The sequence below is a fragment of the Rhodococcus sp. DMF-1 genome, from assembly GCF_021441945.1.
Taxonomy (GTDB): Bacteria; Actinomycetota; Actinomycetes; order Mycobacteriales; family Mycobacteriaceae; genus Rhodococcus; species Rhodococcus ruber.
In genome coordinates this window covers 1,283,626-1,305,963 of record NZ_CP090442.1, presented here as the reverse complement: position 1 = coordinate 1,305,963, position 22,338 = coordinate 1,283,626, and the positions used below count along the sequence as shown (strand labels likewise).

The window sequence follows — 22,338 nt, the reverse complement described above, 5'->3', positions numbered from 1 at the left end:
TCAGCCGCGGCGGCGGCGCGACGACCGTCGCCACAGCCCGCCCGCAGCGGCGGCGACCACCACGATGCCCGCGGCGATCGCCGCGGGCATCGCGCCGCGCGGGGTCCGCACCGGCTCCGGCGCGGCCACGGGCCGGAAGAGGGTCACCACGTCACGCCACACCCGCACGGGCGGCAGGGCACCACCGGCGGATTCGGACGCGGTCAGCAGGTCCCCGTCCGCGGTGAAGGCCACCGCCTCGCCCTGTGGTTCGCCGGGCACCGGCACCCGCAGGGACGGTCCCGCCGCGAGCGCGGCCGCGACGTCGCCGTCGGGGGCATGGAAGAGGTGGACATCGGTGTACGTGCGTACCGCGGCGACGGTGCCGTCGGGACTGATCGCGCCGCCGGTGATCAACGTGGAGGACGCCCCGCCGACGGGGCCACCGGGGGTGTCCGTGGGACCGAGGGTGACGGTCCCGATGCGTTCGAGAGGGACCGGACCCGGCTCGGGCAGCTCGTCCACGCTTCGTCCGCCGGCCGGCCGGTAAAGGCCGGCGCTGCCGAACAGGGGCTTGGAGACGATCAGCGGCACCCCGTCGCGGGGGACGAGCAGCGTCTCCGCATCGCGTGGGCCGTCGGGGTAGGCGAGCCGGTGCAGACTCCCCGCGCCGGTCTGCGGGTCGACCGAGATCAACGCGACGGTGTCGCGTGCGGCGCGATTGTCGCCGAGGTCGCCGAGCCAGAGCCGGCCGTCCGGACCCGCGGCCAGGTCCTCCACGTCGTACGGGTCGACGGCCGGCGGGATGCGTCGCAGCACCGCACAGTCGTCCCCCAGCTCGAAGACCGCCTCGTCGGCACCGGCGTCCGGCACCGCGAACAGTCGCCCCCCGGCGACGGCCAGGCCCGACAGTTCCGCGAGGGCAGGATCGGCGGGGGTGCACAACACGCTCCCGTCGACCTCGGCGGCCGGGGCGGTGGTCTGCGCCGTGGCGGCCGGGGCGGTGGTCTGCGCCGCGGCGACCGGGGCGGTGGTCTGCGCCGCGGCGGCCGGCGACGACACCGTCGCGACCACCAGGGCGACGAGAGCGCCGCGCACTAGGCGGCGTACTCGACCAGGGCCGACGCGAGGGCCCGCGGCACGCGGGCGTGCACGCGCGTACCGTCCACCTCGTGCGCGGAGGTCAGGACCTGCCCGTCCGAGTGGATCCGCGCGAGCAGGTCCCCTCGTGTGTACGGCAGCAGCACCTTCACCTCGACGTCCGGGTGTTCGAGCAGCGCGGCGAGGTGCTCGCGCAGATCGTCGAGTCCCGCGCCGCTGCGCGCCGAGACGAACACCGCGTCGGGGAGCAGGGCACGCAGTTCGGCGACGGTCAGCGGGTCTGCGGCGTCGACCTTGTTCACCACGATGAGCTCGGGCGGCGGCGGCGCGTCGGACTCGCGCAGCACGTCGGTGATCACCTCGCGCACCGCCTTGATCTGGTCGGTCGGCAGCGGGTCGGACCCGTCGACGACGTGCAGCAGCAGGTCCGCGTCCGTGACCTCCTCGAGGGTCGACCGGAACGCCTCGACGAGCTGGGTCGGCAGGTGCCGCACGAACCCGACGGTGTCGGTGAGCACGTACTCGCGCCCGTCCGGGAGTTCGGCCCGGCGGGTGGTCGGATCGAGCGTCGCGAACAACGCGTTCTGCACCAGCACACCGGAACCGGTGAGCTTGTTGAGCAGGCTCGACTTGCCGGCATTGGTGTAGCCGACGATCGCGACCGACGGGATGCGGTTGCGCATCCGCCGGGTGCGTTTGGTGTCGCGAACGGACTTCATCGCCTTGATCTCGCGGCGCAGCTTGGCCATCCGCTCGCGGATACGGCGACGGTCCGTCTCGATCTTCGTCTCGCCGGGACCACGCAGGCCCACGCCCCCGTTGCTGCCGGCACGGCCACCGGCCTGCCGCGACATCGATTCGCCCCAGCCTCGCAGCCGCGGCAGCATGTACTCCATCTGCGCGAGCGATACCTGCGCCTTGCCCTCGCGGGAGGTCGCGTGCTGGGCGAAGATGTCGAGGATCAGCGCGGTGCGGTCGATGACCTTCACCTTGACGATCTTCTCCAGGGCGGTCAGCTGCGCGGGGGTGAGCTCGCCGTCGCAGATGACGGTGTCGGCGCCGGTGGCCAGAACCACCTGGCGCAGTTCCTCGGCCTTGCCGGAACCGATGTAGGTCGCGGCGTCGGGACGGTCCCGGCGCTGGATCAGGCCCTCGAGCACCTGGGAACCGGCGGTCTCGGCCAGGGCGGCGAGCTCGGCGAGACTCGCCTCGGCCTGAACCGCGGTGCCTCCGGTCCAGACCCCGACGAGCACGACCCGTTCGAGGCGCAGCTGCCGGTACTCGACCTCGGTGATGTCCTCGAGTTCGGTGGACAACCCAGCGACGCGGCGCAGGGCGCTGCGGTCCTCGAGTTGCATCTCGCCGACCGACGGGTCGGCGGCGGCCCAGCCGGGGACGCGGTCCGTGTCGCCGGTGGCCGATTCGTTTCGTCGTGTGTTCGTCATACACGACCATCGTCCCACTTCGGGCGCGCGGACGCATGCGACTTTCCCGGTGTCCGCGCAGGGCGAAACCGTGCGACGACGCGGCGTCGCCGTGACAGTCAGTCCAGGCCGTCCCACCAGTGATCGCCGATCGTGCCCGACGCGACCAGCACCGAGGGGCCACGCAGCGCGGCCCGGCCGTCCTCGAGGCGCACCTGCACCGCCCCGCCGGGGACGTGCACCCGGACGGTGCCGGAGTCGGCGCCGTCGAAGCGCAGCGCCGCCGCGGCGGCGGCGACCGTGCCGGTGCCGCAGGACCGGGTCTCGCCCACCCCCCGCTCGTACACCCGCATGTCCACCGCGCCCGCGGCGATCGGGGTGAGGAACTCGATGTTGACGCCCTGGGGAAAGAAGCCGGGGTCGAAACCCGGACCGGACAGGTCGAGGGCGGCCAGGGTCGCCGCGGTCAGGTGCGGATCGACGCAGGCCAGATGCGGGTTCCCGACGTCGATGCCCAGACCGCGGTACACCCGGCCTTCGATGGTCGCGGTCGACTCCCCCAGCTCGCGCACCACGCCCATGTCGACGGTGACGTCGCCGTGCGTCGCGTCGGCGCTGTGCACCTGCACCGGCTTGCCGCCGGCGCGACTGCCGACGACGAACGCGTCACGCGATTCGAACCCGCCGGCGGTGACGAAGTGCGCGAACACCCGCACCCCGTTGCCGCACATCTCCGCGATCGACCCGTCGGCGTTGCGATAGTCCATGAACCAGTCGTCGGCGGCCGTCCCCTCCGGCAACGCGGGCAGGACCCCCGCGTCGACGAGCGCCCCGGCCCGCGCCACCCGCAGGACCCCGTCGGCGCCGAGACCACGACGACGGTCGCACAACGCCGCCACCCGCTTCGGCTCGAGGGAAATCCGCACCTCCGGATCGGGAAGGATCACGAAGTCGTTCTCGGTGCCGTGGCCCTTGCTGAAGTCCATGCCGCCACCTTAACGACGGTCCGCCCCGGCGAGAACTCGAAGCGCCGCGTCCCGCAGCGCAGGATCGGCGCCGTCGATCCAGTGCACCCGTGGGTCCCGGCGGAACCACGAGCGTTGCCGGCGCACATAGCGCCGGGTGCCGATGAAGGTGCGCTCCCGCGCGTGTGCGAGGTCGCACTCCCCGGCCAGGTACTCGAGTACCTGCGCGTACCCGATCGCCCGGCGAGCCGTGACCCCCTCGCGCAGCCCCCGTTCGCACAGCGCCGCGACCTCGTCGACCAACCCCTGCTCGAACATCCGGTCCGTGCGCCGCGCGATCCGGTCGTCGAGCGCCGCGGTGTCCCGGTCCACCCCGAGCACGACCGTCCCCCATCTGGGTTCGCCGATCTGCGGCTGCGACGCCGCGAACGGCGCCCCGGTGAGTTCGACGACCTCGAGTGCGCGGACCATGCGGCGACCGTCGGTGGGCAGGATCGTCGCCGCGGCCACCGGGTCGGCCCGGCGGAGCGCGTCGTGCACCGCGGCCACCCCCTCGTCGGCGAGCAGCGCCTCCCACTTGGCGCGGACCTGCGGATCCGTCGCGGGGAACTGCCACTCGTCGAGGAGCGCCTGGACGTACATCATCGAGCCGCCGACGATGATCGGCACGACGCCGCGCGACCGGATCGCCTCCACGTCGGCGGTCGCGGCCTGTTGATACCGCGCGACCGTGGCAGTCTCGGTGACGTCGAGGACGTCGAGCTGATGATGGGCGATGCCGCGGCGCTCGCCGACGGCGAGCTTGGCGGTGCCGATGTCCATGCCGCGGTACTGCTGCATCGCGTCGATGTTGACGATCTCCCCGCCGAGTTCCTCGGCGAGATCCAGGCCCAGGTCGGACTTTCCGGTGGCCGTCGGGCCGACGACGGCGACCGGGCGGACGGGGTCGACGCTCACGGCCGCCACATCCCCACGTGGTATCCGACCCCGTACGGCGCGCTGCTGTGGGTCGTGGCGGCCGACGCCGGTCCCTCGGGACCGAACACCGCGGCCAGCACCTGCCAGGCCGCGCGGCCGTCGCAGACCGTTTCGGCGCAGAGTGCCGGGTCGAGCGCGGCGAGGGCGGCGACGTCGCCGACCGCGAGGGCGACGCCGAGCGCCTCGTCCAGGTTCTGCGCCTCGGGACGGTAGGAGCCGGGAGACTTCGCGGTGAGCGTGGCGGGACCGTCGGCCACCACGAGCAGTGCCGTCGGGGTGCGGTCCGCGTCCAGGGTGCTGCGCAGCTGCCGCCCGAGCCGGGCGCAGTCCTGCGGGGTCGTCCCGGCCGGCACGACGTGCGTGGTGGCGCGCACGACCGGTGCGGTCCGGTCGCGCAGCCAGCCCGCGATCAGCGCCGGCAGCGGCAGCTGCGGATCGGGGGTCCCCGTGGCCGCCGGCCCGAGCGCGACGACCAGGTCGACGCCGAAGCCACGGAACGTTCCGACGGCGGTGTCCGGGACGTCCGTGGCGTCCGTGCCCGCACCGACGACGACCCACCGTGCCGCGGCACGCAGCTCCGTCCCGACGGCGAGCACGGCGGCGCGCAGGTCGGCGGTCTCGGCGGCCGCGGAGCCGGTCAGCTCGGGAACGAGCAGGGGCGGGGACGGCACGAACGCCGCGGCGATCAACACACGGGCCACCGTAGTCGACCCGACCCGCCGACTCGCGGCCGTGCGACCTGTTTCAATAGTGGGCGGGCGTGGTCTCGGAGCGACCTCCGCGGCCCGACCACGCGAACCAATGCGACCAGGCAGCCGTGCCGCGCGGCAGAGATGAGGACCGATGACCGACCCGAACGCAACCCAGGAATCCCGCGCTCCGAAGCCGGGCGCCCCCAAACCGGGTCGGCAGCGGCCGGCCGCCGAGACCTCGGCTCCCAAACCGCACCCGGCTGCCCATCCCCACCCGCAGCCCACCGTTCCGGCCAGCGATCCGAGCCGGTGGGGCCGCGTCGACGAGGACGGCACGGCGTGGGTGAAGACCGCCGAGGGCGAGCGGTGCATCGGGTCCTGGCAGGCGGGCGACGCCGCCGAGGGTCTGGCCCACTTCGGCCGCCGATACGACGACCTCGCGACCGAGGTGGCAATTCTCGAGTCGCGGCTGAGTTCGGGCACCGGCGATGCGAAGAAGACCCGGGCGGCCGCCCAGGCGCTCGCGGAGTCCCTTCCCACCGCCGCGGTGATCGGTGACCTCGATACCCTCGCCGCACGGCTTGCGGCGATCGTGGCGGACTCCGAGAAGGCGGCTCTCGCCGCGAAACAGGAGAAGGAGCACCAGCGGGCAGCGGCCACCGCCCGCAAGGAGGCCCTCGCGGCGGAGGCCGAGCAGATCGGCGCCGAGTCGACGCAGTGGAAGGCCGCCGGTGACCGGTTGCGGGAGATCCTCGAGGAGTGGAAGACGATCCGCGGCGTGGACCGGAAGGTGGACGACGCGCTGTGGCGGCGTTATTCGAAGGCCCGCGAGGCGTTCAACCGACGGCGTGGCGCGCACTTCGCCGAACTGGACCGTGAGCGTGCCGCCGCCCGGGCCCGCAAGGAGGAACTCGTCGCGCGGGCCGAGGACCTGCAGGACTCGACGGACTGGGGGGCGACGGCGGCCGCGTTCCGCGAACTGCTGGCGGAGTGGAAGGCGGCCGGCCGCGCCCCGCGCGAGGCCGACGATCAGCTGTGGAAGCGGTTCAAGGGCGCCCAGGACGTGTTCTTCGCCGCCCGCAACGCCGCCGCCTCGGAGCGGGACGCCGAGTTCGAGGAGAACGCGCGGGCGAAGGAGGCGCTGCTGCAGTCGGCGGCGTCGATCGATCCGTCGGCGGACATCGACGCCGCCCGGGCCCGGCTTCGCGAACTGCAGGACCGGTGGGAGGAGATCGGCAAGGTCCCGCGGGAACGTATGCACGACCTCGAGAGTCGTCTGCGGGCGATCGAGAAGCGGGTCCGCGAGGCCGCCGAGTCCGAGTGGCGGCGCACCGACCCGGAGGCGCTGGCCCGTGCCGCCCAGTTCCGGGAGCGTGTGCGCCAGTTCGAGGAGCAGGCGGCCAAGGCCACCGCGGCGGGCCGCCCGAAGGACGCCGAGAGCGCCCTCGCGCAGGCGCAGCAGTGGCGGGAGTGGGCCGACGCCGCGGAAGGTGCCGTCGGGGAGCGGTGAACCCCGGGCACGACCGAACCCGGACACGACCGAACCCGGACACGACCGAACCGCGAGCACGACCGAGCCCGGACACCACGGTGCCCCCGGCTCGTTCGAGCCGGGGGCACCGTGGTTCGTGCGGTTCCGGGACGATCAGTCGTCGAGCAGGCCCTTGTTCTCGTCCCGGGCGGCGGCGTCCCGCAGCTCCGCCTCGGCGGCGAGCTGGAGCGCGGTGCGCGTCCACACCACCTTCGCCCAGTGGAAGGTGAGCACCATGACGGCGAACCAGCCCAGGATCAGGCCGATGCCCGGTCCCGCTCCCGGGTCGCCGACGGGCAGGGTCTGCCGGGTCCAGATCGAGAGCATGCCGAACACGATCGACACCGCGGAGCCGGCCAGCGCCAGCCACGCCAGCACCCATCGGCGGGTGACGAGCGCCAGGATGGCGAAGATCGAGCCGAAGACCAGGGCGAGCCACACGAAGATGCGGGACGGCAGGGCAATGGATTCGGCGGTCGCATCGGGGGCGAAGGACAGCACCTCCCACCCGTTGGCCGCCCCGGCGTGGGGCAGGCTGAACGAGCCGAGCAGCACGAGCACCCCGACCGCGACGACGAGCGCCCGGGCGCCCGGGTCGATCTCACCGGCGATCTTGCGTTCGGCCGCTTCGAGGTCGGCACGGACTTCGTCCATCGGATCCCTTCCGTCGTTCCCGGCACCGTCGCCGGGGGTCCTGCCCTCGTCGGGGCCGCCCGCCGTCATGCCCCGCATCCCGTCCGGGCCGGAAGCGGTTCGGGCGCACCGATCTGCGGGAGACCGAGTCCGACACCGATGGGTGGTGTCTTGGGTGTGCGGCCCTGCTCGAACCGGTCGCCCGCGCGGGTGCGCCGGTGGGTCAGGATCGGGGTGTCCGCGACGAGATGATGGGGAGCGGCCTCGCTGACCACGACGGTGACGATGTCGCCGGGGCGGACCGCACGGTCGACGTTCCCCTCGGGCCGGAAATGCACGAGCCGGCCGTCCCGGGCGCGACCGCTCATTCGGGCGGTCTCGGCATCCTTGCGGCCCTCCCCCGCGGCGACGAGCAGTTCGACCTGAGCACCCACGAGCGCGCGGTTCCCCTCGAGGGTGATCCGTTCCTGCAGGGCGATGAGTCGTTCGTACCGTTCCTGGACCACGGCCTTGGGCAGCTGGTCGTCCATCTCCGCGGCGGGAGTGCCGGGACGCTTGGAATACTGGAACGTGAAGGCGCTGGTGAAGCGGGCCTTCTCGACGACGTCGAGGGTCTCCTGGAAGTCGTCCTCGGTCTCGCCGGGGAATCCGACGATGATGTCGGTGGTGATCGCCGCGTGCGGCATGGCCGCGCGCACCTTCTCGATGATCCCGAGGAATCGCTCCTTGCGGTACGACCGTCGCATCGCACGCAGGACGCGGTCCGAACCCGACTGCAGCGGCATGTGCAGCTGCGGGCACACGTTCGGGGTCTCGGCCATCGCCTCGATGACGTCGTCGGTGAACTCCGCGGGGTGCGGGGAGGTGAACCGGACCCGTTCGAGGCCCTCGATGTCGCCGCACGCGCGCAGCAGCGCGGCGAACGCGCCCCGGTCCCGGGGCTGCTCGGGGTCGGCGAACGATCGGCCGTAGGAGTTGACGTTCTGCCCGAGCAGGGTCACCTCGAGCACGCCCTCGTCGACGAGCGCGCGGACCTCGGCGAGGATGTCACCGGGCCGGCGGTCCACCTCCTTGCCGCGCAGCGACGGGACGATGCAGAAGGTGCAGGTGTTGTTGCAGCCGACGGAGATCGACACCCACCCGGCGTAGCTGGACTCGCGCCGGGCCGGCAGGGTCGAGGGAAACGCCTCGAGGGATTCGAGGATCTCCACTTCGGCGCGGCGGTTGTGCCGGGCACGATCGAGCAGTGCCGGCAGGTTGCCGATGTTGTGCGTGCCGAACACGACGTCGACCCACGGCGCCTTCTTCACGACGACCTCGCGGTCCTTCTGGGCGAGGCACCCGCCGACGGCGATCTGCATGTCGGGCTTGGCATCCTTGACCGGCCGGAGATGGCTCAGGTTGCCGTAGAGCTTGTTGTCGGCATTCTCACGCACCGCGCAGGTGTTGAAGACCACGAGGTCGGCGGCCGCACCCGGCCCGGCCTTGACGAATCCGGAGTCCTCGAGCAACCCGGACAGCCGCTCGGAGTCGTGCACGTTCATCTGGCAGCCGTAGGTGCGCACCTCGTAGGTGCGGGCGGCGGCCTCGCCGGTCGCGTCGAGGGCGGCCGGGGCGTTGGGGGGTTCACGGTCGATCGATGACACGTCTCAGCCTAGCTCACGGACCCGGCCGGCCCCGCAGTGGGCCGAGGGAAACAACGCCAAGGGAGACAACTTAGTCCATCGCCCGTCGCCGCGGGGCGAACCGGCTCCGGCCTTTCGGCGCCGACCGTAAATTTTCCATTACGCAGTCCGAACTCGGCTTCCGAAAGTTGCTGCACGGCGGCACGGGCAGCATAGGGTTCTGACCATGACACCAGCGGCGGTCGAATCCGAGAAGCCCTCCGGCTCGACGGGCGGCGCACCCCCGATGATCTCGATGTCGGAGGTGCAGAAGCACTTCGGAGCCCTGCACGTGCTGCAGGACATCAATCTGGACGTACCTGCGGGGCAGGTCGTGATCGTGGTCGGGCCGTCCGGGTCCGGCAAGTCCACCCTGTGCCGGACCATCAACCGGCTCGAGCCGATCGACTCGGGTGAGATCCGGGTGGACGGCAAGGTGCTCCCCGCGGAGGGCAAGGCGCTCGCGGCGCTGCGCGCCGACGTGGGCATGGTGTTCCAGTCGTTCAACCTGTTCGCGCACAAGACGATCCTCGAGAACGTCATGCTCGCCCCGGTGAAGGTCCGTCGCAAGGGCAAGAACGAGGCCAAGGAGCAGGCGCTGCAGCTTCTCGACCGGGTCGGCATCGCCAACCAGGCGGAGAAGTACCCCGCCCAGCTCTCGGGCGGGCAGCAACAGCGCGTCGCGATCGCGCGGGCCCTGGCGATGAACCCGAAGGTCATGTTGTTCGACGAACCGACGTCGGCGCTGGATCCCGAGATGGTCCAGGAAGTGCTCGACGTCATGACGTCCCTGGCCCGGGAGGGCATGACGATGCTCGTGGTGACCCACGAGATGGGTTTCGCCCGCAAGGCCGGCAACCGCGTGCTGTTCATGGCGGACGGGCAGATCGTCGAGGACACCGATCCCGACACGTTCTTCACCGCGCCCAAGTCCGCCCGCGCCCAGGATTTCCTCGGCAAGATCCTCAGTCACTGACCCGGCGTCGCTGCCGCATCCGGCGGCACCACCCACAACACGGAGGTACTCGATGAGAATCACCCGCTCGGTTCGCCTGGGCATCGGCGCGATCGCCGTCGCTGTGCTCGCCACCGCGTGTGGCGGAGACGAGCAGCGCAGCGTGTCGCAGTCCGCCGAGAGCGGCTCCCTCGTCGTCGGCATCAAGTTCGACCAGCCCGGACTCGGGTTGCGCAACCCCGACGGCACCTTCAGCGGGTTCGACGTCGAGGTCGCGAAGTACGTCGGGCAGCAGCTGGGGGTGGCGCCGGAGAACATCGAGTTCAAGGAGGCTCCGTCCCCGCAGCGCGAGACGCTCATCGAGAACGGTGAGGTCGACTACATCGTCGCCACCTACTCGATCACCGACGCGCGCAAGGAGAAGGTCGACTTCGCCGGGCCGTACTTCGTCGCGGGCCAGTCGCTGCTCGTGCGGGCCGACAACACCGACATCACCGGGCCGGAGTCGCTCAGCGGCGGTAAGCGGCTGTGCTCGGTGGCCGGTTCCACTCCCGCCCAGAACGTCAAGGACACCTACGCGCAGGATGTGCAGCTGCAGGAGTTCGACACGTACTCCGCCTGCGTCGAGGCGCTGCGCAACGGCGCGGTCGACGCCGTGACCACCGACGACATCATCCTCGCGGGTTACGCGGCGCAGTACCCGGGGCAGCTGAAGGTCGTGGGCGAGCCGTTCACCGAGGAGCGCTACGGCATCGGCCTGGCCAAGGGTGACACCGAGTCCCGCACTCTGCTCAACGACGCGATCGAGGAGATGATCGCGAGCGGTGCCTGGCAGGCGGCCCTCGAGTCCACCGTCGGCCCGTCCGGGTACCCGTTGCCGGAGCCGCCGCAGGTCGACCGCTACTGACCGTCCCATGCCGTCCGGCCGGCCCGTGCGACGACTCGTCGCGGGCCGGCCGGACCCCAGTCCCCGATCGGTGGAGTTGACCTGTGGATCTGTTGAGCAAGTACGGCGACGAGTTGATCGACGCCTTCTGGACCACTGTGCAATTGACGGTGCTCTCGGCGATCGGCGCGCTGATCCTCGGAACGATCCTCGCCGGGATGCGCGTGTCCCCGGTACCGGTGGCGCGGGCGGTCGGCACCGTGTACGTGGGGATCTTCCGCAACACCCCCCTGACGCTGATCATCATCTTCTGTCTCTTCGGCTTGTCGCAGACGCTCGGCATCAGCCTGGCACCGCAGTCGTCGCCGACGTTCCTGGTGGACAACAATTTCCGGCTCGCCGTGCTGGGACTGAGCGTGTACACCGCGGCGTTCGTCTGCGAGTCGCTGCGCTCGGGCATCAACACCGTGAACGTCGGGCAGGCCGAGGCAGGCCGCTCCCTCGGGTTGACCTTCGGCCAGAATCTGCGCCTGATCGTGCTGCCTCAGGCGTTCCGTGCGGTGATCGCCCCCCTCGGTAGCGTGCTGATCGCCTTGACCAAGAATTCGACGATCGCGTCCGTCATCGGCGTCTCGGAGGCCTCCCTGTTGATGAAGACCATGATCGAGAACGAGGCGCAGATCTTCGTCATCGGCGGCATCTTCGCCCTCGGCTTCGTGATCCTGACCCTGCCCACGGGCCTGCTGTTCGGCTGGCTGAGCACGCGATTCGAGGTGTCCCGGTGAGCACCGGCCGCGCAACCGTCCTCTACGACGCTCCCGGTCCCCGGGCGCGAACCCTCTACCACGTCGCCTCGGCGGCGGTGGCCGTGCTGCTCGTCGCCGTCGGCTACTTCGTCTACCGGGCGCTCGACGACAAGGGTCAGCTCACCAGCGACAAGTGGGACCCGTTCCTCGAATCGAGTTCGTGGACCACGTACCTGATCCCCGGCATCCGCGGCACCCTCGTCGCCGCGGCGATATCGATCGTGCTCGCCCTGCTTCTCGGGGCCGCACTGGGCATCGGCCGGCTCTCCGATCACCGGCCCGTGCGCGCCGTGTCCGGGTTCGTCGTCGAGCTGTTCCGGGCGATCCCGGTGCTGATCCTGATGATCTTCGCCTACCAGCTGTTCGCCGAGTACCAGGTCTTCCAGTCGGAGTATCTGGCACTGGCGGCGGTGGTCACCGGCCTGACCCTCTACAACGGCTCGGTGATCGCCGAGATCGTGCGTGCCGGCATCCGGTCCCTGCCCCGCGGACAGACCGAGGCCGCTTCGGCGCTGGGCATGCGCAAGAGCCAGATCATGCGCCTGATCCTGCTGCCGCAGGCCGTCACCGCGATGTTGCCGGCGATCGTCTCGCAGATGGTGGTGGCCCTGAAGGACTCCGCACTCGGTTACCTCATCGGCTACGTCGAAGTCGTGCGATCCGGTCAGCAGCTCGGTGCGTTCTTCGGCAACTACCTGCCGTCGCTGCTCGTGGTGGCGGCGATCATGATCGTGCTCAACGGCGCGTTGACGATCCTCGCGACCCGGCTCGAACGTCGCCTGCGCACCGGGCGCAAGAACCGGGCCGCGATGCCGGAGGCCGACGAGAACGCGCCCGACAACGTGCTGTCCGGCATGACCGTGCCCGGGGTGGACATCACGAGCGACCACGACAAGCGCCGGTAACGCGTCAGTCGGCGGCGAATTCGCCGGGCCCGGAATCGTGCCCGGCGAGTTCGTTGCGGACCACCTCGAAGGCCAGGCCCTGCGGGTATCCCCGGCGGGCGAGCATGCCGACCAGCCGTCGCACCACCTTGTCCCGCTCCGCAGCGATCTCGCGCCGGTCGCCCTCCGTGGGCAGCGGCGGTTGGGTGCGCAGCTTCTTGCGCACCAGTTCGGTGGCACGGGCGCGCTCGTCGTCGCCGTCGATCTGCTCGAGTGCCTCCGCGGCCTCGACCTGCCCGATTCCCTTGCGGCGCAGCTCCATGGCCAGGGCACGTTTGCCCTTCCCGGCGTACAGGTGGCGGGAGCGTACCCACTGCTGGGCGAACTCGGCGTCGTCGACGAGACCGACCTCCGTCAACCGGTCGAGGGTCCGCTCGGCGACGTCCGCGGCGAAGCCCTTCTGTTCGAGCTTCGCGGCGAGTTCGGCGCGGCTGCGAGCCCGGTCGGTCAGCAGACGGAGGCACAGGTCCTTGGCCTGTGCCTCCGTTCCACCACCGGGCCGGTCGCCGCCGCGCCGGTCACCGCGACGGGAGTCGCCGTCCAATGCCCGACTCAGAAGTCGGCGGGCTCGTCGGCGTTCTCGGCGGTGATATCCGCCCCGATCCCGAGCTTCTCCTTGATCTTCTTCTCGATCTCGTCCCGGATGTCGGTGTTCTCGAGCAGGAACTTGCGGGCGTTCTCCTTGCCCTGACCGAGCTGATCGCCCTCGTAGGTGTACCAGGAGCCGGACTTGCGGATGAAGCCCTGCTCGACACCCATGTCGATGAGCGAGCCCTCCTTACTGATGCCGTGGCCGTAGAGGATGTCGAACTCGGCCTGCTTGAAGGGCGGCGACACCTTGTTCTTGACGACCTTGACGCGGGTGCGGTTGCCCACCGCATCGGAGCCGTCCTTGAGGGTCTCGATGCGCCGCACATCCAGTCGCACCGACGCGTAGAACTTCAAAGCCTTACCGCCGGTGGTCGTTTCAGGTGAATTGTGAACCATTACACCGTCGACGAAGTAGTTGTGGTTGCCCTCGACCTCGATATCGAAACGGCTCATCGACCGGGTCGGCGGCTTCACGTGCACGTCGAGCACACGCGAGGGGACGAGCCGCTGAGTCGGCTCCACGAATTCGGGAGCCACGATGCCGAGACCGCGGAAGCGGGGCAGCAACTTGTACTCCATCGAAGGGGCCATGTACGGCGCAACGATCTCCTGGAACTTCGCGGAGGCCGACGTGGAGAAGACCAGCACGGCCTTCTGCGCGGCGCCGGCGAGTCGCAGCCGAACGTCGAGTCCGTGGACATCTCGCAGGTAGTCGCGCAGACGTGCGCGCGAGCCCTCGCTCATGGCCTCCACACAGATCTCGATACGGCCACTTCCATCCTCGGTACGCTGCTGCACTCCCTTGGAACGCACAGAGAACGACCCGTCGTCCATGTACCAGACCGCCAGCGCAAGCGGTGTGAGCGACTTCAGATACTCCTCCGAGAGAAACTTCTTGCCGTCCCCGAGGTACACGGCGCGCTGCAGCTCCGCCAGCTCGGGCAGCGGCGTGAAGTCGACGAACTTCGCACCCTTGTCGTTCTCCCGCACGGAGTGCCCGATGTTGCCGAGCAGATTCGTCTTCCAGTCGAGGTACGCGTGTTGCGCAGGACCGTGCCCCATGCGGAAGCGAACGCCGTTGCGGTCACGCCGGTTCGGGGAGAGATTGCCGTCCCCCATCAACGAGCCCAGGACGATCTGGAACTGCTGGTCGCTCAGGCGATGCGGTTCCATCGAGAGGACGCGGTCACCGGCGATGATCTCACCGGCAGGGGTCCACCCTCCCGGTGTACGGATGAGATGGTTCGGAGTCGCGGCGAACTGAGACCGACCGTTCCCTCCGGACTTCTCCACAGTGAACTGCAGGAAATGGTCGGCACGGCCGTTGTCGAACCAGTTCACGATCCGGCGCGGCACGATGCTGTCGGTGTCGGGATCGTAGGACATCACCTCGACGTCCATCTTCTGGTTGACGATCTTGCCGATCTTCTCCGTCGTGCCGTCGGCCAGCTGGACCCGGGTGCCGTAGGAGAAGCACCCGAACATGACGCCGATCTTCTCGCGCAGCTGGTTGATGAAGATCGCGGTGGTGCCGGAGTTGTTGAGCGCGCCGGTCATCTTGCGCAGTGCCTGGCTCATCAGGCGGGCCTGCAGTCCGACGTGGCTGTCACCCATCTCGCCCTCGATCTCGGCGCGCGGCACCAGGGCCGCCACCGAGTCGACCACGATGATGTCGAGCGCGCCGGAACGGATCAGCATGTCCGCGATCTCGAGTGCCTGCTCACCGGTATCCGGCTGCGACACGAGCAGGGCGTCGGTGTCGACGCCGAGCTTGCGGGCGTACTCCGGATCGAGAGCGTGCTCGGCGTCGATGAAGGCCGCGATGCCGCCGGCGGCCTGGGCGTTGGCGACCGCGTGCAGCGCGACCGTCGTCTTACCGGACGATTCCGGGCCGTAGATCTCGACGACCCGTCCGCGCGGGAGGCCACCGATGCCGAGCGCGACGTCGAGTGCGATCGAGCCGGTCGGGATCACGGCGATGGGCTGGCGGGACTCCTCCCCCAGGCGCATCACCGAGCCCTTGCCGAAGCTCTTGTCGATCTGCGCGAGCGCCAGTTCGAGCGCCTTGTCGCGATCGTGTGCCTGTGGTGCCATCGTGGTCCCCTTTTCGAGTCTCGTCTTGCTTGCCGATGACGTTAGAGTCCGGCACCGACAAGTTCGCCGTCCCGACCGGCGAGCGGCCGGATCTGTGGATGAATCGGACGCCTGTGGACTACTTCTCCACCACCCGCGCCCCAGCATAGGCGAACAATTGTTCGAACGGAACGGCGCGGCGGTTCACCGGCGTGCGGGCGGGACGTCGAATTCGTCGCACAGGGCCCGCCACACCTCGCGGGGTTCCTGCCCGGCCTCGATGGCCTCGGCGGCGGTGTGCCCGCCGAGGGAGAGCAGGACGTGGTCACGGAGCAGGGCGTCGCCACGCATCTGCCCGAACTCGTTGCGGACATACTCGTGGAATTCGGTCAGTCGCACCCGAGCCACGGTAGTCGCTCTCCGGCGTGGGCCCCGGCGCCCGGCGCCTGTCCCATCACCGCGCCCACGTCACCGCGCCCGCGTCACCGCACCCACGTCACCGCACCCGGGTCACCGTACCTCGGGCACGACGCCGCGGCAGACGGCGATCGGGTCCTCGACCTGCGCTGCCGTCGCGGCGGCCAGGCGCGCCGACCGGGCGAAGCGCGGCTCGGCCAGCACGGTGTCCACAGCCGCCCGCAGTGCGCCCGGCTCGAGTGGCCGCACGACGACCGCGCTGCCCTGCCGGGCGGCCCGATTGGCCAGTTCCCACTGGTCGCCGCCGCCGGGCACCACCACGGCGGGCACCCCGGCGCTCAGCGCCTTGGCGAGCATCCCGTGCCCGCCGCCACACACCACCACGTCGGCCTGCTCGAGCAGCAGGTCCTGCCGGCCGTGCCCGGCCACGACACCGTCCGGCCAGGCCCGCTCGGGCGGCTCGAGCATCGCGACGACGATCCGCATCCCGGAGCCGCCGAGACCCGCGCACACGGCGTCGAGCAGGCCGGGCACGCCGGTGGCTGCGGTGGACGGCGCCACCATCACCAGGGGTCCGTCGCCGGCGGGCGGCTCCAGGACCTCGCGGGTGGGTTCCCACAGCAGCGGGCCCACGACGTGCGCCTGCGCGGGCCAGTCCGGTCGCGGCACCTCGAGGGCCGGAAGCGTGGCGACGAGCCGGGCTGCCGGCCCCGGATCCCGCGCGGCCAGGCCGATCCCGACGCGCGCCTGCGCCCGTTCGCGCTCCCCCTGCCGAATCGAGCGGGCGGTCGCCGCCCGCAGCACCGCGTCCCGCGCCCGGCCGCGCAGGCCGGTGCCGGGGGCGAGACCGCTCCCGACGGGCGGCAACCCCCGCGAGGGCAGATACAGCGGATGGGGCGACAACTCCACCCACGGGATGCCGAGACGTTCCGCGGCCATGCCACCGCCGGCGGTGAGGACGTCGGAGACGACGAGGTCGGGAAGCAGGGCGCTGAGCCCGGGCAGCATCTCCGCCGCGATGTGCGCGGCGCGGGCATGGATGCGGGCGCCGGCATCGGCATCGTCGTCCTCCGGGCGCGGCGCCAGGCCGGCGAGCGGCGCCAGCGTCACGCCGTCGAGGTCCAGGCCCAGCCACCGCTCGCCGGTGAACAGAACCGGGTCGTCGCCCGCCTCGGCCAGCCGCAGACTCAGGGCTATCGCGGGGATCGCATGCCCCGCGTCCGGCCCGGCCACCACTGCCACTCGCATCGATTCAGACTGCCACACCGGGTTCCCGCACTCTGCGGACAGCGAGGATCGGGCCGGCGGCGGGGCACCCGGACGTGCCGATCCCGTCGGCCCGCCCGGACGGTGCGACGAGGTCGTCGCAGGCGGGCACGTCGACGAGCACGCAGCGTGGCACCGTCCCCAGCCGACGTTCGTCGCGCACGCGCCCGTGATGCCGGGTCCGGCGGACGGCCGCTCCCCCACAGCGAGCGGGCAGGTCCCCGCACGGGTGGCTTCTTCGACGGTCGGCTCACCGATCGGTGGTCGGTCCCTTCGAAGACGGGTATGGCGGTCGCTTCCGGTGATCACTCCGTTCCGGTCGCCCCGGGCGAGCGGCCTTTCAGGGATACGCCGACCAGAACTGGAGCACCTGTTCGCGGGTGGTGACCGTTCCGTTCTCGATGATCAGCAGTTCGTTCCGGTCGAACGTGTAGCGCACAGGTCCCGACACGACCGTGAATCCGGCGGCGTCCGGGACGGCATCGGCCAGCTCGATGTCGGCGCCGTCGCCGAGTCGCAGACCCTTGTAGTAGAGGCCGTCGAAGTCGTTGCGGCACACCAAGACCCGAGATTCCGAAGTGCGCGCCACCGCGACGGCCTCGTCGGCAGCGTTGCAACGCGGCCCGATGTCGTCGTCGAAGCCCCGGATACCTGCCTGCGCGACGGGGATGCGGTCCGGGCGGCTCTGTGGCGCGGCGGTGGTCGTCGGCGCGAGGGCGGAGGTGGTGATGTCGGTGATCTCCGCCGTGGCCGGGGCGGACACCGAAGGAAGCGTGGCCGGGCCGGGGGTGTCGACCCGTCCGGTAGCCGAGATGCCGGCCCGCACGTCCGCGTCCTGCGAGCCGTCGCGGGCGAGCAGGATCCCGGTCAGCGCCCCGGCCAGCGTGACAGCCGCCACCACGCCCAGCAGCACGAGCAGCGGCCGCGGAGAACGCGCCCCCGGATGTCCGGACGCGGCAGGGTGCCCGGGAGACACCGGGGCGGCGGTCGATGCGGCGGAGACCGTCCGCGTCGGCTCGGTGACCGGCTCGTCGAGAGCGGCGCGCGCGGCTGCGGCCAGCGCGCCGCACGTGGGGAAACGATCCTCGGGCCGCTTGGCCATCGCGCGGGCGATCACCGCGTCGAGCGCGGGTGGTAGCTCGGGCCGCGCCGCGGTGGGACGGGGCGGGGCCAGATGCAGATGTGCGTGGACCAGATGCGCCGCCTCGGTTCCCGGGAAGGGGGGCCGCGCCGTGAGCAACTGATAGAGCGTGCACCCCAGGGCGTAGACGTCGGTGCGAGGGCCGGGCGGCCGTCCCTCGATCTGCTCCGGGGAGGCGTACTGCAGGCTGGCGACGAGGATGCCGGTCTCGGTGACCGCCGTGCTGCCGAGACTCTTGGCGATCCCGAAGTCCGCGAGCAGGACGCGCTCCGGTTCACTTCCGCTGCTCGGGGCGAGCAGGATGTTCGCGGGCTTGACGTCGCGGTGCAGCACACCGTGCGCATGCGCGTGATCGAGTGCCCGAGCGGTCTCGGACACGATGCGCACGGCGCGCGCCGGACGCATCGGCCCCTCTCGCAGAGCGCCCACCGCATCGGTGCCGTCCACGTACTGCATCGCAATCCACAACTGGTCGCCGACGTTGCCGCGGTCGTACACGGTGACGATGGTGGGATGTTCGAGCCGCGCGACGTGATCGGCCTCCCGGAGGAACCGGCTGCGGTTGCCGGGATTCGCGTTCGCCGACAGGTCGAGCAGCTTCAGTGCAACGAAACGCGGCAGGTTGGGATGCCGCGCCAGGTAGACGCTGCCCATGCCCCCGGTCGCGAGGCGGCGTTCGATGCGGTACCCGGCGAACACGGAACCGGGCTGCAATTCTCCCACGGTGTCGTCCACTCCCGAGTCCGTCGTGGCGCCCGCCCGACGGCCGTCTCAGAATATCGCGCACCGACGCAGGACCCGCACCCGAATGCTCCGAATCGGATCGCGGTGCTACCCGATGTCGCCCGAGGCGCGGCAGCGTCGCCCGCACCCGGCGTCGGTGGCCCGGTCGGCGGCAGGTGATCACGAGGGCACGAGGCACGCAGCCACCTGGCCGGCTCTGCCCGGCTGCCGGAGCCGGGCAGAGCCGTGGGGTCAGCCCGCGTGCAGGAAGGGGTAGTCGGTGTAGCCCTCGGCGCCCGACGAGTAGAACAGCGCCGGTTGCGGCTGGTTCTCCGGGTGCTCCCCCGCCCACCGCTCGACCAGGTCCGGGTTGGCGAGGACCGCCCGGCCCACGGCCACGGCGTCGGCGTGGGCGGCCTCGATCAGCTCCACCGCTTCGTCCCGGGTGGTCGGCGCGCCGAAGCCGCTGTTGCCGATCAACTTGCCGCCGAACCGCCGGCGCAGCTCCTGCACCAGTTCGCCGGCCGGTTCCTTGTGCAGCACGGAAAGGTATGCCAGGCCCAGTGGACGCAGTCGATCGAGGAGGGCGCCGTAGGTGGCGAGGACGTCGTCGCGGTCGGTCTCGTAGGCGTCCTGGATGTTGTGCTCGGGCGAGATCCGCAGTCCGACCCGGCCGGGGCCGATGGCCGACGCCACCGCCGTGACCACTTCGACGACGAAGCGGGCCCGGTTCTCCGGAGAGCCGCCGTACTCGTCCGTACGCTGATTGGCGGCCGGTGAAAGGAACTCGTGCAGCAGGTAGCCGTTGGCGCCGTGGATTTCCACCCCGTCCAGCCCGGCCTCGATCGCCCGCCGCGCCGCGGCGACGAAGTCCTCGACGATCCCGCGCGCTTCGTCGGTGGTCAGCGCGTGCGGTATCGGGTACGGCTGCTTGCCCTTCTCGGTGTGTCCCACGCCGTCGATCGCAATCGCGCTCGGAGCGACGACCCGTCGGCCGCCGTTCACGTCGGGGTGGGTCACGCGTCCGCCGTGCATCACCTGCATCACGATGTGGCCGCCGCGGGCGTGCACCGCGTCGGCCACCCGTCGCCAGCCGGCCACCTGCGCGTCGGTGACGATTCCCGGCTGGCCGACGAAGGCCTGCGACTCGTGGTTGGGGTAGGTGCCTTCGGTGATGATCAGCCCCACGCTCGCCCGCTGCCGGTAGTGCTCGACCACCAGGTCGCCGGGAACACCCGACGGTCCGGACCGCAGCCGGGTCAGCGGGGCCATGACGACCCGATTGGCGAGCTCGAGATCTCCGAGAGTGACGGATGTGAACAGGTCCATGGCAGGGGCAACGGGTGCGGGCACACCTGCGATTCCCGATCGGAGTGCGGCAGGTGTCACACCGGTCGCTGCCGGGGTCAGTCCGGCACGTCAGCCAGCACGTCACCGGCGACGGCGAGCGCCCTGGCCCGGTCACCGGGTACGAGTCCGATCCGGGTGCGGCGGTCGAGGATGTCGTCGACATCCAGGGCGCCCTCGTGGGTGACCGCGAACTCGAGTTCCGCCCGGCTGACGTCGAGTCCGGGGGCGATCGGCTCGAGCGCGTGCGGACCCGCGGCGAGCAGCGCAGCTTCGGTTCCGTAACGCCGCACCAGGTTCGGCGGGGCCGCGACGGTGCGCAGCACGCCGGGCGGGGCTGCGCCGACGAGGGCAAGCCGCGTGGTGCGGCACGGTCCGGCGCGCAGCCCGGCGGCCTCGACCGCCGCGTCGACGGCGTCCTGCGCCATCCGCCGGTAGGTGGTGAGCTTGCCCCCGACGATGCCGATCGGACCGTGCTCGGACCGCACGACGGCGTGCCGGCGTGACAGGTCCGCGGTGGCGTCCCCGATTTCGGTGCCCGGTGCGGACGAGTCGAGCAGCGGCCGCAGTCCCGCGAAGGCCCCGAGGACGTCGTTGCGGGTCAGGGGTGTGGCGAGGGCCGTGTTGGCGGTGTCGAGGAGAAAGTCGATCTCGTTGTCGGTGGCCTGCGGGACGTCCGGCAGCGGGCCGGGCGCCGGCTCGTCGGTCAGACCCAGGTAGATCCGGCCCGACTGGGCGGGCAGCGCGAAGACGAATCGGTTGGTGGCACCGGGAATCGGCACGGTCAGCGCGGCGGTCGGGTTGCCGAGGGCGGTGGCGTCGAGGACGAGGTGCGTGCCGCGGCTGGGCCGTAGCCGGATCGAAGGATCTACCTGTCCGGCCCACACGCCGGCCGCATTGATCACGGCGGCGGCCGCCACCCGGATCTCGGTGCCGGTGAGCGTGTCACGCAGGACGGCGCCGCCGGCGGTGACGGACTGCGCGTCGACGCGGGTGAGGATGCGGGCGCCGTGGGAGGCGGCGGTGCGGGCGAGCGCGACGACGAGCCGGGCGTCGTCGACGAGCTGACCGTCGTACGCGAGCAGGCCCCCGCGCAATCCGTCGCGCCGGACGGCGGGCACCAGGCCGGCGACGCGTCCCGCGCCGATGCGACGCGAGCGCGGCAGCACCGCGGACGGGGTGTGCGCGGAGACGCGCAGGGCGTCGCCGGCCAGGAACCCGGTGCGTACAAGTGCGGCCTCGCCGCGTCCCACCGACGGCAGCAGCGGCACCAGCTGCGGCATCGCCCGCACCAGGTGCGGCGCCGTGTGGGTCATGAGGATGCCCCGCTCGACGGCGCTCTCGCGGGCGATGCCGATGTTCCCGGTGGCGAGGTAGCGCAGTCCGCCGTGGACGAGCTTCGAGCTCCACCGGCTCGTGCCGAAGGCGAGATCGTGACGTTCGACGAGGACGACGCTCAGGCCGCGCGACGCCGCGTCGAGGGCGGCGCCCGTGCCGGTGACACCGCCGCCGACGACGAGCACGTCGACGGTGGGGTCGGCGGCGAGGTCGTCGAGTTCCCGGCGTCTGCGGGCGGCGTCGAGGGCACTGGAGGCAGGTCCGGTCACGGTCGATCCTCTCCGGCAGGTGCGAGGTAGGTGTCCACGGCGTGCGCCAGCTCGGTCAGCAGTGCCTCGCGGTCGACCACCTCGGCGATCATCCCGGCGGACTGCACGACCGACTGGGCGGTGAGCAGTACGAACGCGGCGAGCGCACGGACGTCGCCGCTGCGGACGGTGCCGTCGCGCTGACCGCGGGTGAGCGCACCGGTCAGCACCTCGAGGACCGCGTGCTGGCTGGTGCCGAGCCGGTCCACGATGTACGTCATGAGCAGGTCCGGATCCGATCGGAGGATCTTCTCGAACAGCGGGTGCGCGCCGATCTCGTCGACGGCCGTCACGACGGCCCGTACGATCCGCGGCCGGACGGGTCCCTCGCCGTCGAGATCCGGGAGTACGGCGCGGATCTCCCGGGTGAGCAGGTCCGCGACCAGGGCACGGGTGTCGGGCCAGCGGCGATAGACCGTGGGGCGGCTGACACCGGCGCGGCGTGCCACCTCGGCGAGGGTGGTGCGCCGCAGTCCGAAGTCGAGCAGGCAGGAGCGGGTGGCGTCGAGGATCTGATCCTCGACGGTCGTTGCCGGCGCACCCGACGACCGGAATTCTTCGTTACGGATAGACATT

The 22,338-nt window shown here is 71.3% G+C and carries 21 protein-coding genes; 5 read left to right on the top strand and 16 right to left on the bottom strand.

Features of this window, described 5'->3' with window-relative positions; genetic code table 11:
• The 5 genes from LZP97_RS06080 to LZP97_RS06060 all read right to left on the bottom strand — a co-directional run bounded on the left by LZP97_RS06080 (position 1) and on the right by LZP97_RS06060 (position 5,139).
• Positions 1-1,077 carry a membrane protein gene (locus tag LZP97_RS06080; RefSeq protein WP_040271894.1) on the bottom strand — a complete coding sequence of 359 codons (1,077 nt, stop codon included), beginning with the start codon at positions 1,075-1,077 and terminating at the stop codon, positions 1-3.
• Complete coding sequence (hflX, locus tag LZP97_RS06075; protein ID WP_010592638.1) at positions 1,077-2,525, bottom strand: GTPase HflX; 1,449 nt, start codon at positions 2,523-2,525, stop codon at positions 1,077-1,079. The genes LZP97_RS06080 and hflX overlap by 1 nt, the downstream gene beginning before the upstream one ends.
• A gap of 98 nt (positions 2,526-2,623) precedes the next feature.
• The gene (gene dapF, locus LZP97_RS06070; protein ID WP_010592639.1) at positions 2,624-3,490 is read right to left on the bottom strand and encodes a diaminopimelate epimerase; all 867 of its coding nucleotides are present in this window, start codon (positions 3,488-3,490) and stop codon (positions 2,624-2,626) included.
• Positions 3,491-3,499: 9 nt separating this feature from the next.
• Positions 3,500-4,435: a tRNA (adenosine(37)-N6)-dimethylallyltransferase MiaA gene (miaA, locus tag LZP97_RS06065; RefSeq protein WP_010592640.1), complete on the bottom strand. Its 936-nt coding sequence runs from the start codon at positions 4,433-4,435 to the stop codon at positions 3,500-3,502.
• Complete coding sequence (locus tag LZP97_RS06060; RefSeq protein WP_010592641.1) at positions 4,423-5,139, bottom strand: hypothetical protein; 717 nt, start codon at positions 5,137-5,139, stop codon at positions 4,423-4,425. Before LZP97_RS06060 ends, miaA begins: the two co-directional genes overlap by 13 nt.
• 151 nt (positions 5,140-5,290) lie before the next feature.
• Between LZP97_RS06060 and LZP97_RS06055 the strand changes: the two genes are divergently transcribed.
• Entirely contained in the window at positions 5,291-6,649 is a 1,359-nt protein-coding gene (locus LZP97_RS06055) for a DUF349 domain-containing protein (protein WP_010592642.1), read from the top strand.
• Positions 6,650-6,784: 135 nt separating this feature from the next.
• Here LZP97_RS06055 and LZP97_RS06050 read toward each other — a convergent pair whose 3' ends face one another.
• Positions 6,785-7,393 (bottom strand): Rv2732c family membrane protein, encoded by a 609-nt coding sequence (locus LZP97_RS06050; protein WP_010592643.1) that lies wholly within the window; start codon positions 7,391-7,393, stop codon positions 6,785-6,787.
• Positions 7,390-8,940 carry a tRNA (N6-isopentenyl adenosine(37)-C2)-methylthiotransferase MiaB gene (gene miaB, locus LZP97_RS06045; protein ID WP_026137739.1) on the bottom strand — a complete coding sequence of 517 codons (1,551 nt, stop codon included), beginning with the start codon at positions 8,938-8,940 and terminating at the stop codon, positions 7,390-7,392. Before miaB ends, LZP97_RS06050 begins: the two co-directional genes overlap by 4 nt.
• A gap of 274 nt (positions 8,941-9,214) precedes the next feature.
• Between miaB and LZP97_RS06040 the strand changes: the two genes are divergently transcribed.
• The 4 genes from LZP97_RS06040 (at position 9,215) to LZP97_RS06025 (ending at position 12,519) form a co-directional block, all read left to right on the top strand.
• Positions 9,215-9,943: an amino acid ABC transporter ATP-binding protein gene (locus tag LZP97_RS06040; protein ID WP_010592645.1), complete on the top strand. Its 729-nt coding sequence runs from the start codon at positions 9,215-9,217 to the stop codon at positions 9,941-9,943.
• A gap of 52 nt (positions 9,944-9,995) precedes the next feature.
• Complete coding sequence (locus LZP97_RS06035; RefSeq protein ID WP_010592646.1) at positions 9,996-10,829, top strand: glutamate ABC transporter substrate-binding protein; 834 nt, start codon at positions 9,996-9,998, stop codon at positions 10,827-10,829.
• Between the two features lie 83 nt (positions 10,830-10,912).
• The gene (locus LZP97_RS06030) at positions 10,913-11,593 is read left to right on the top strand and encodes an amino acid ABC transporter permease (protein ID WP_010592647.1); all 681 of its coding nucleotides are present in this window, start codon (positions 10,913-10,915) and stop codon (positions 11,591-11,593) included.
• Positions 11,590-12,519: an amino acid ABC transporter permease gene (locus LZP97_RS06025; RefSeq protein ID WP_010592648.1), complete on the top strand. Its 930-nt coding sequence runs from the start codon at positions 11,590-11,592 to the stop codon at positions 12,517-12,519. Before LZP97_RS06030 ends, LZP97_RS06025 begins: the two co-directional genes overlap by 4 nt.
• A gap of 4 nt (positions 12,520-12,523) precedes the next feature.
• Here the strand turns inward: LZP97_RS06025 and recX are convergent, their stop codons facing one another.
• From recX to LZP97_RS05980, 9 genes are all read right to left on the bottom strand, one after another.
• Positions 12,524-13,102 carry a recombination regulator RecX gene (gene recX / locus LZP97_RS06020; protein WP_010592649.1) on the bottom strand — a complete coding sequence of 193 codons (579 nt, stop codon included), beginning with the start codon at positions 13,100-13,102 and terminating at the stop codon, positions 12,524-12,526.
• An 8-nt stretch (positions 13,103-13,110) separates the two neighbouring features.
• A complete protein-coding gene (gene recA, locus LZP97_RS06015) occupies positions 13,111-15,243 on the bottom strand; it encodes an intein-containing recombinase RecA (protein ID WP_010592650.1) in 2,133 nt (710 codons plus the stop codon).
• Between the two features lie 183 nt (positions 15,244-15,426).
• Positions 15,427-15,621: a DUF3046 domain-containing protein gene (locus tag LZP97_RS06010; RefSeq protein ID WP_010592651.1), complete on the bottom strand. Its 195-nt coding sequence runs from the start codon at positions 15,619-15,621 to the stop codon at positions 15,427-15,429.
• 111 nt (positions 15,622-15,732) lie between these two features.
• Positions 15,733-16,887 carry a glycosyltransferase gene (locus tag LZP97_RS06005; protein WP_026137740.1) on the bottom strand — a complete coding sequence of 385 codons (1,155 nt, stop codon included), beginning with the start codon at positions 16,885-16,887 and terminating at the stop codon, positions 15,733-15,735.
• A 4-nt stretch (positions 16,888-16,891) separates the two neighbouring features.
• Positions 16,892-17,068, bottom strand: coding sequence for a hypothetical protein (locus LZP97_RS06000; protein ID WP_157179985.1), 177 nt, complete (start codon positions 17,066-17,068; stop codon positions 16,892-16,894).
• A gap of 177 nt (positions 17,069-17,245) precedes the next feature.
• The gene (locus LZP97_RS05995; RefSeq protein ID WP_234574989.1) at positions 17,246-18,781 is read right to left on the bottom strand and encodes a serine/threonine-protein kinase; all 1,536 of its coding nucleotides are present in this window, start codon (positions 18,779-18,781) and stop codon (positions 17,246-17,248) included.
• Between the two features lie 240 nt (positions 18,782-19,021).
• On the bottom strand, positions 19,022-20,098 hold the full coding sequence (locus tag LZP97_RS05990) for an alkene reductase (RefSeq protein WP_040271880.1): 1,077 nt from the start codon (positions 20,096-20,098) through the stop codon (positions 19,022-19,024).
• Between the two features lie 77 nt (positions 20,099-20,175).
• Complete coding sequence (locus LZP97_RS05985; RefSeq protein WP_010592655.1) at positions 20,176-21,723, bottom strand: glycerol-3-phosphate dehydrogenase/oxidase; 1,548 nt, start codon at positions 21,721-21,723, stop codon at positions 20,176-20,178.
• Complete coding sequence (locus LZP97_RS05980; protein ID WP_048772784.1) at positions 21,720-22,337, bottom strand: TetR/AcrR family transcriptional regulator; 618 nt, start codon at positions 22,335-22,337, stop codon at positions 21,720-21,722. Before LZP97_RS05980 ends, LZP97_RS05985 begins: the two co-directional genes overlap by 4 nt.
• Position 22,338 lies beyond the last annotated feature (1 nt).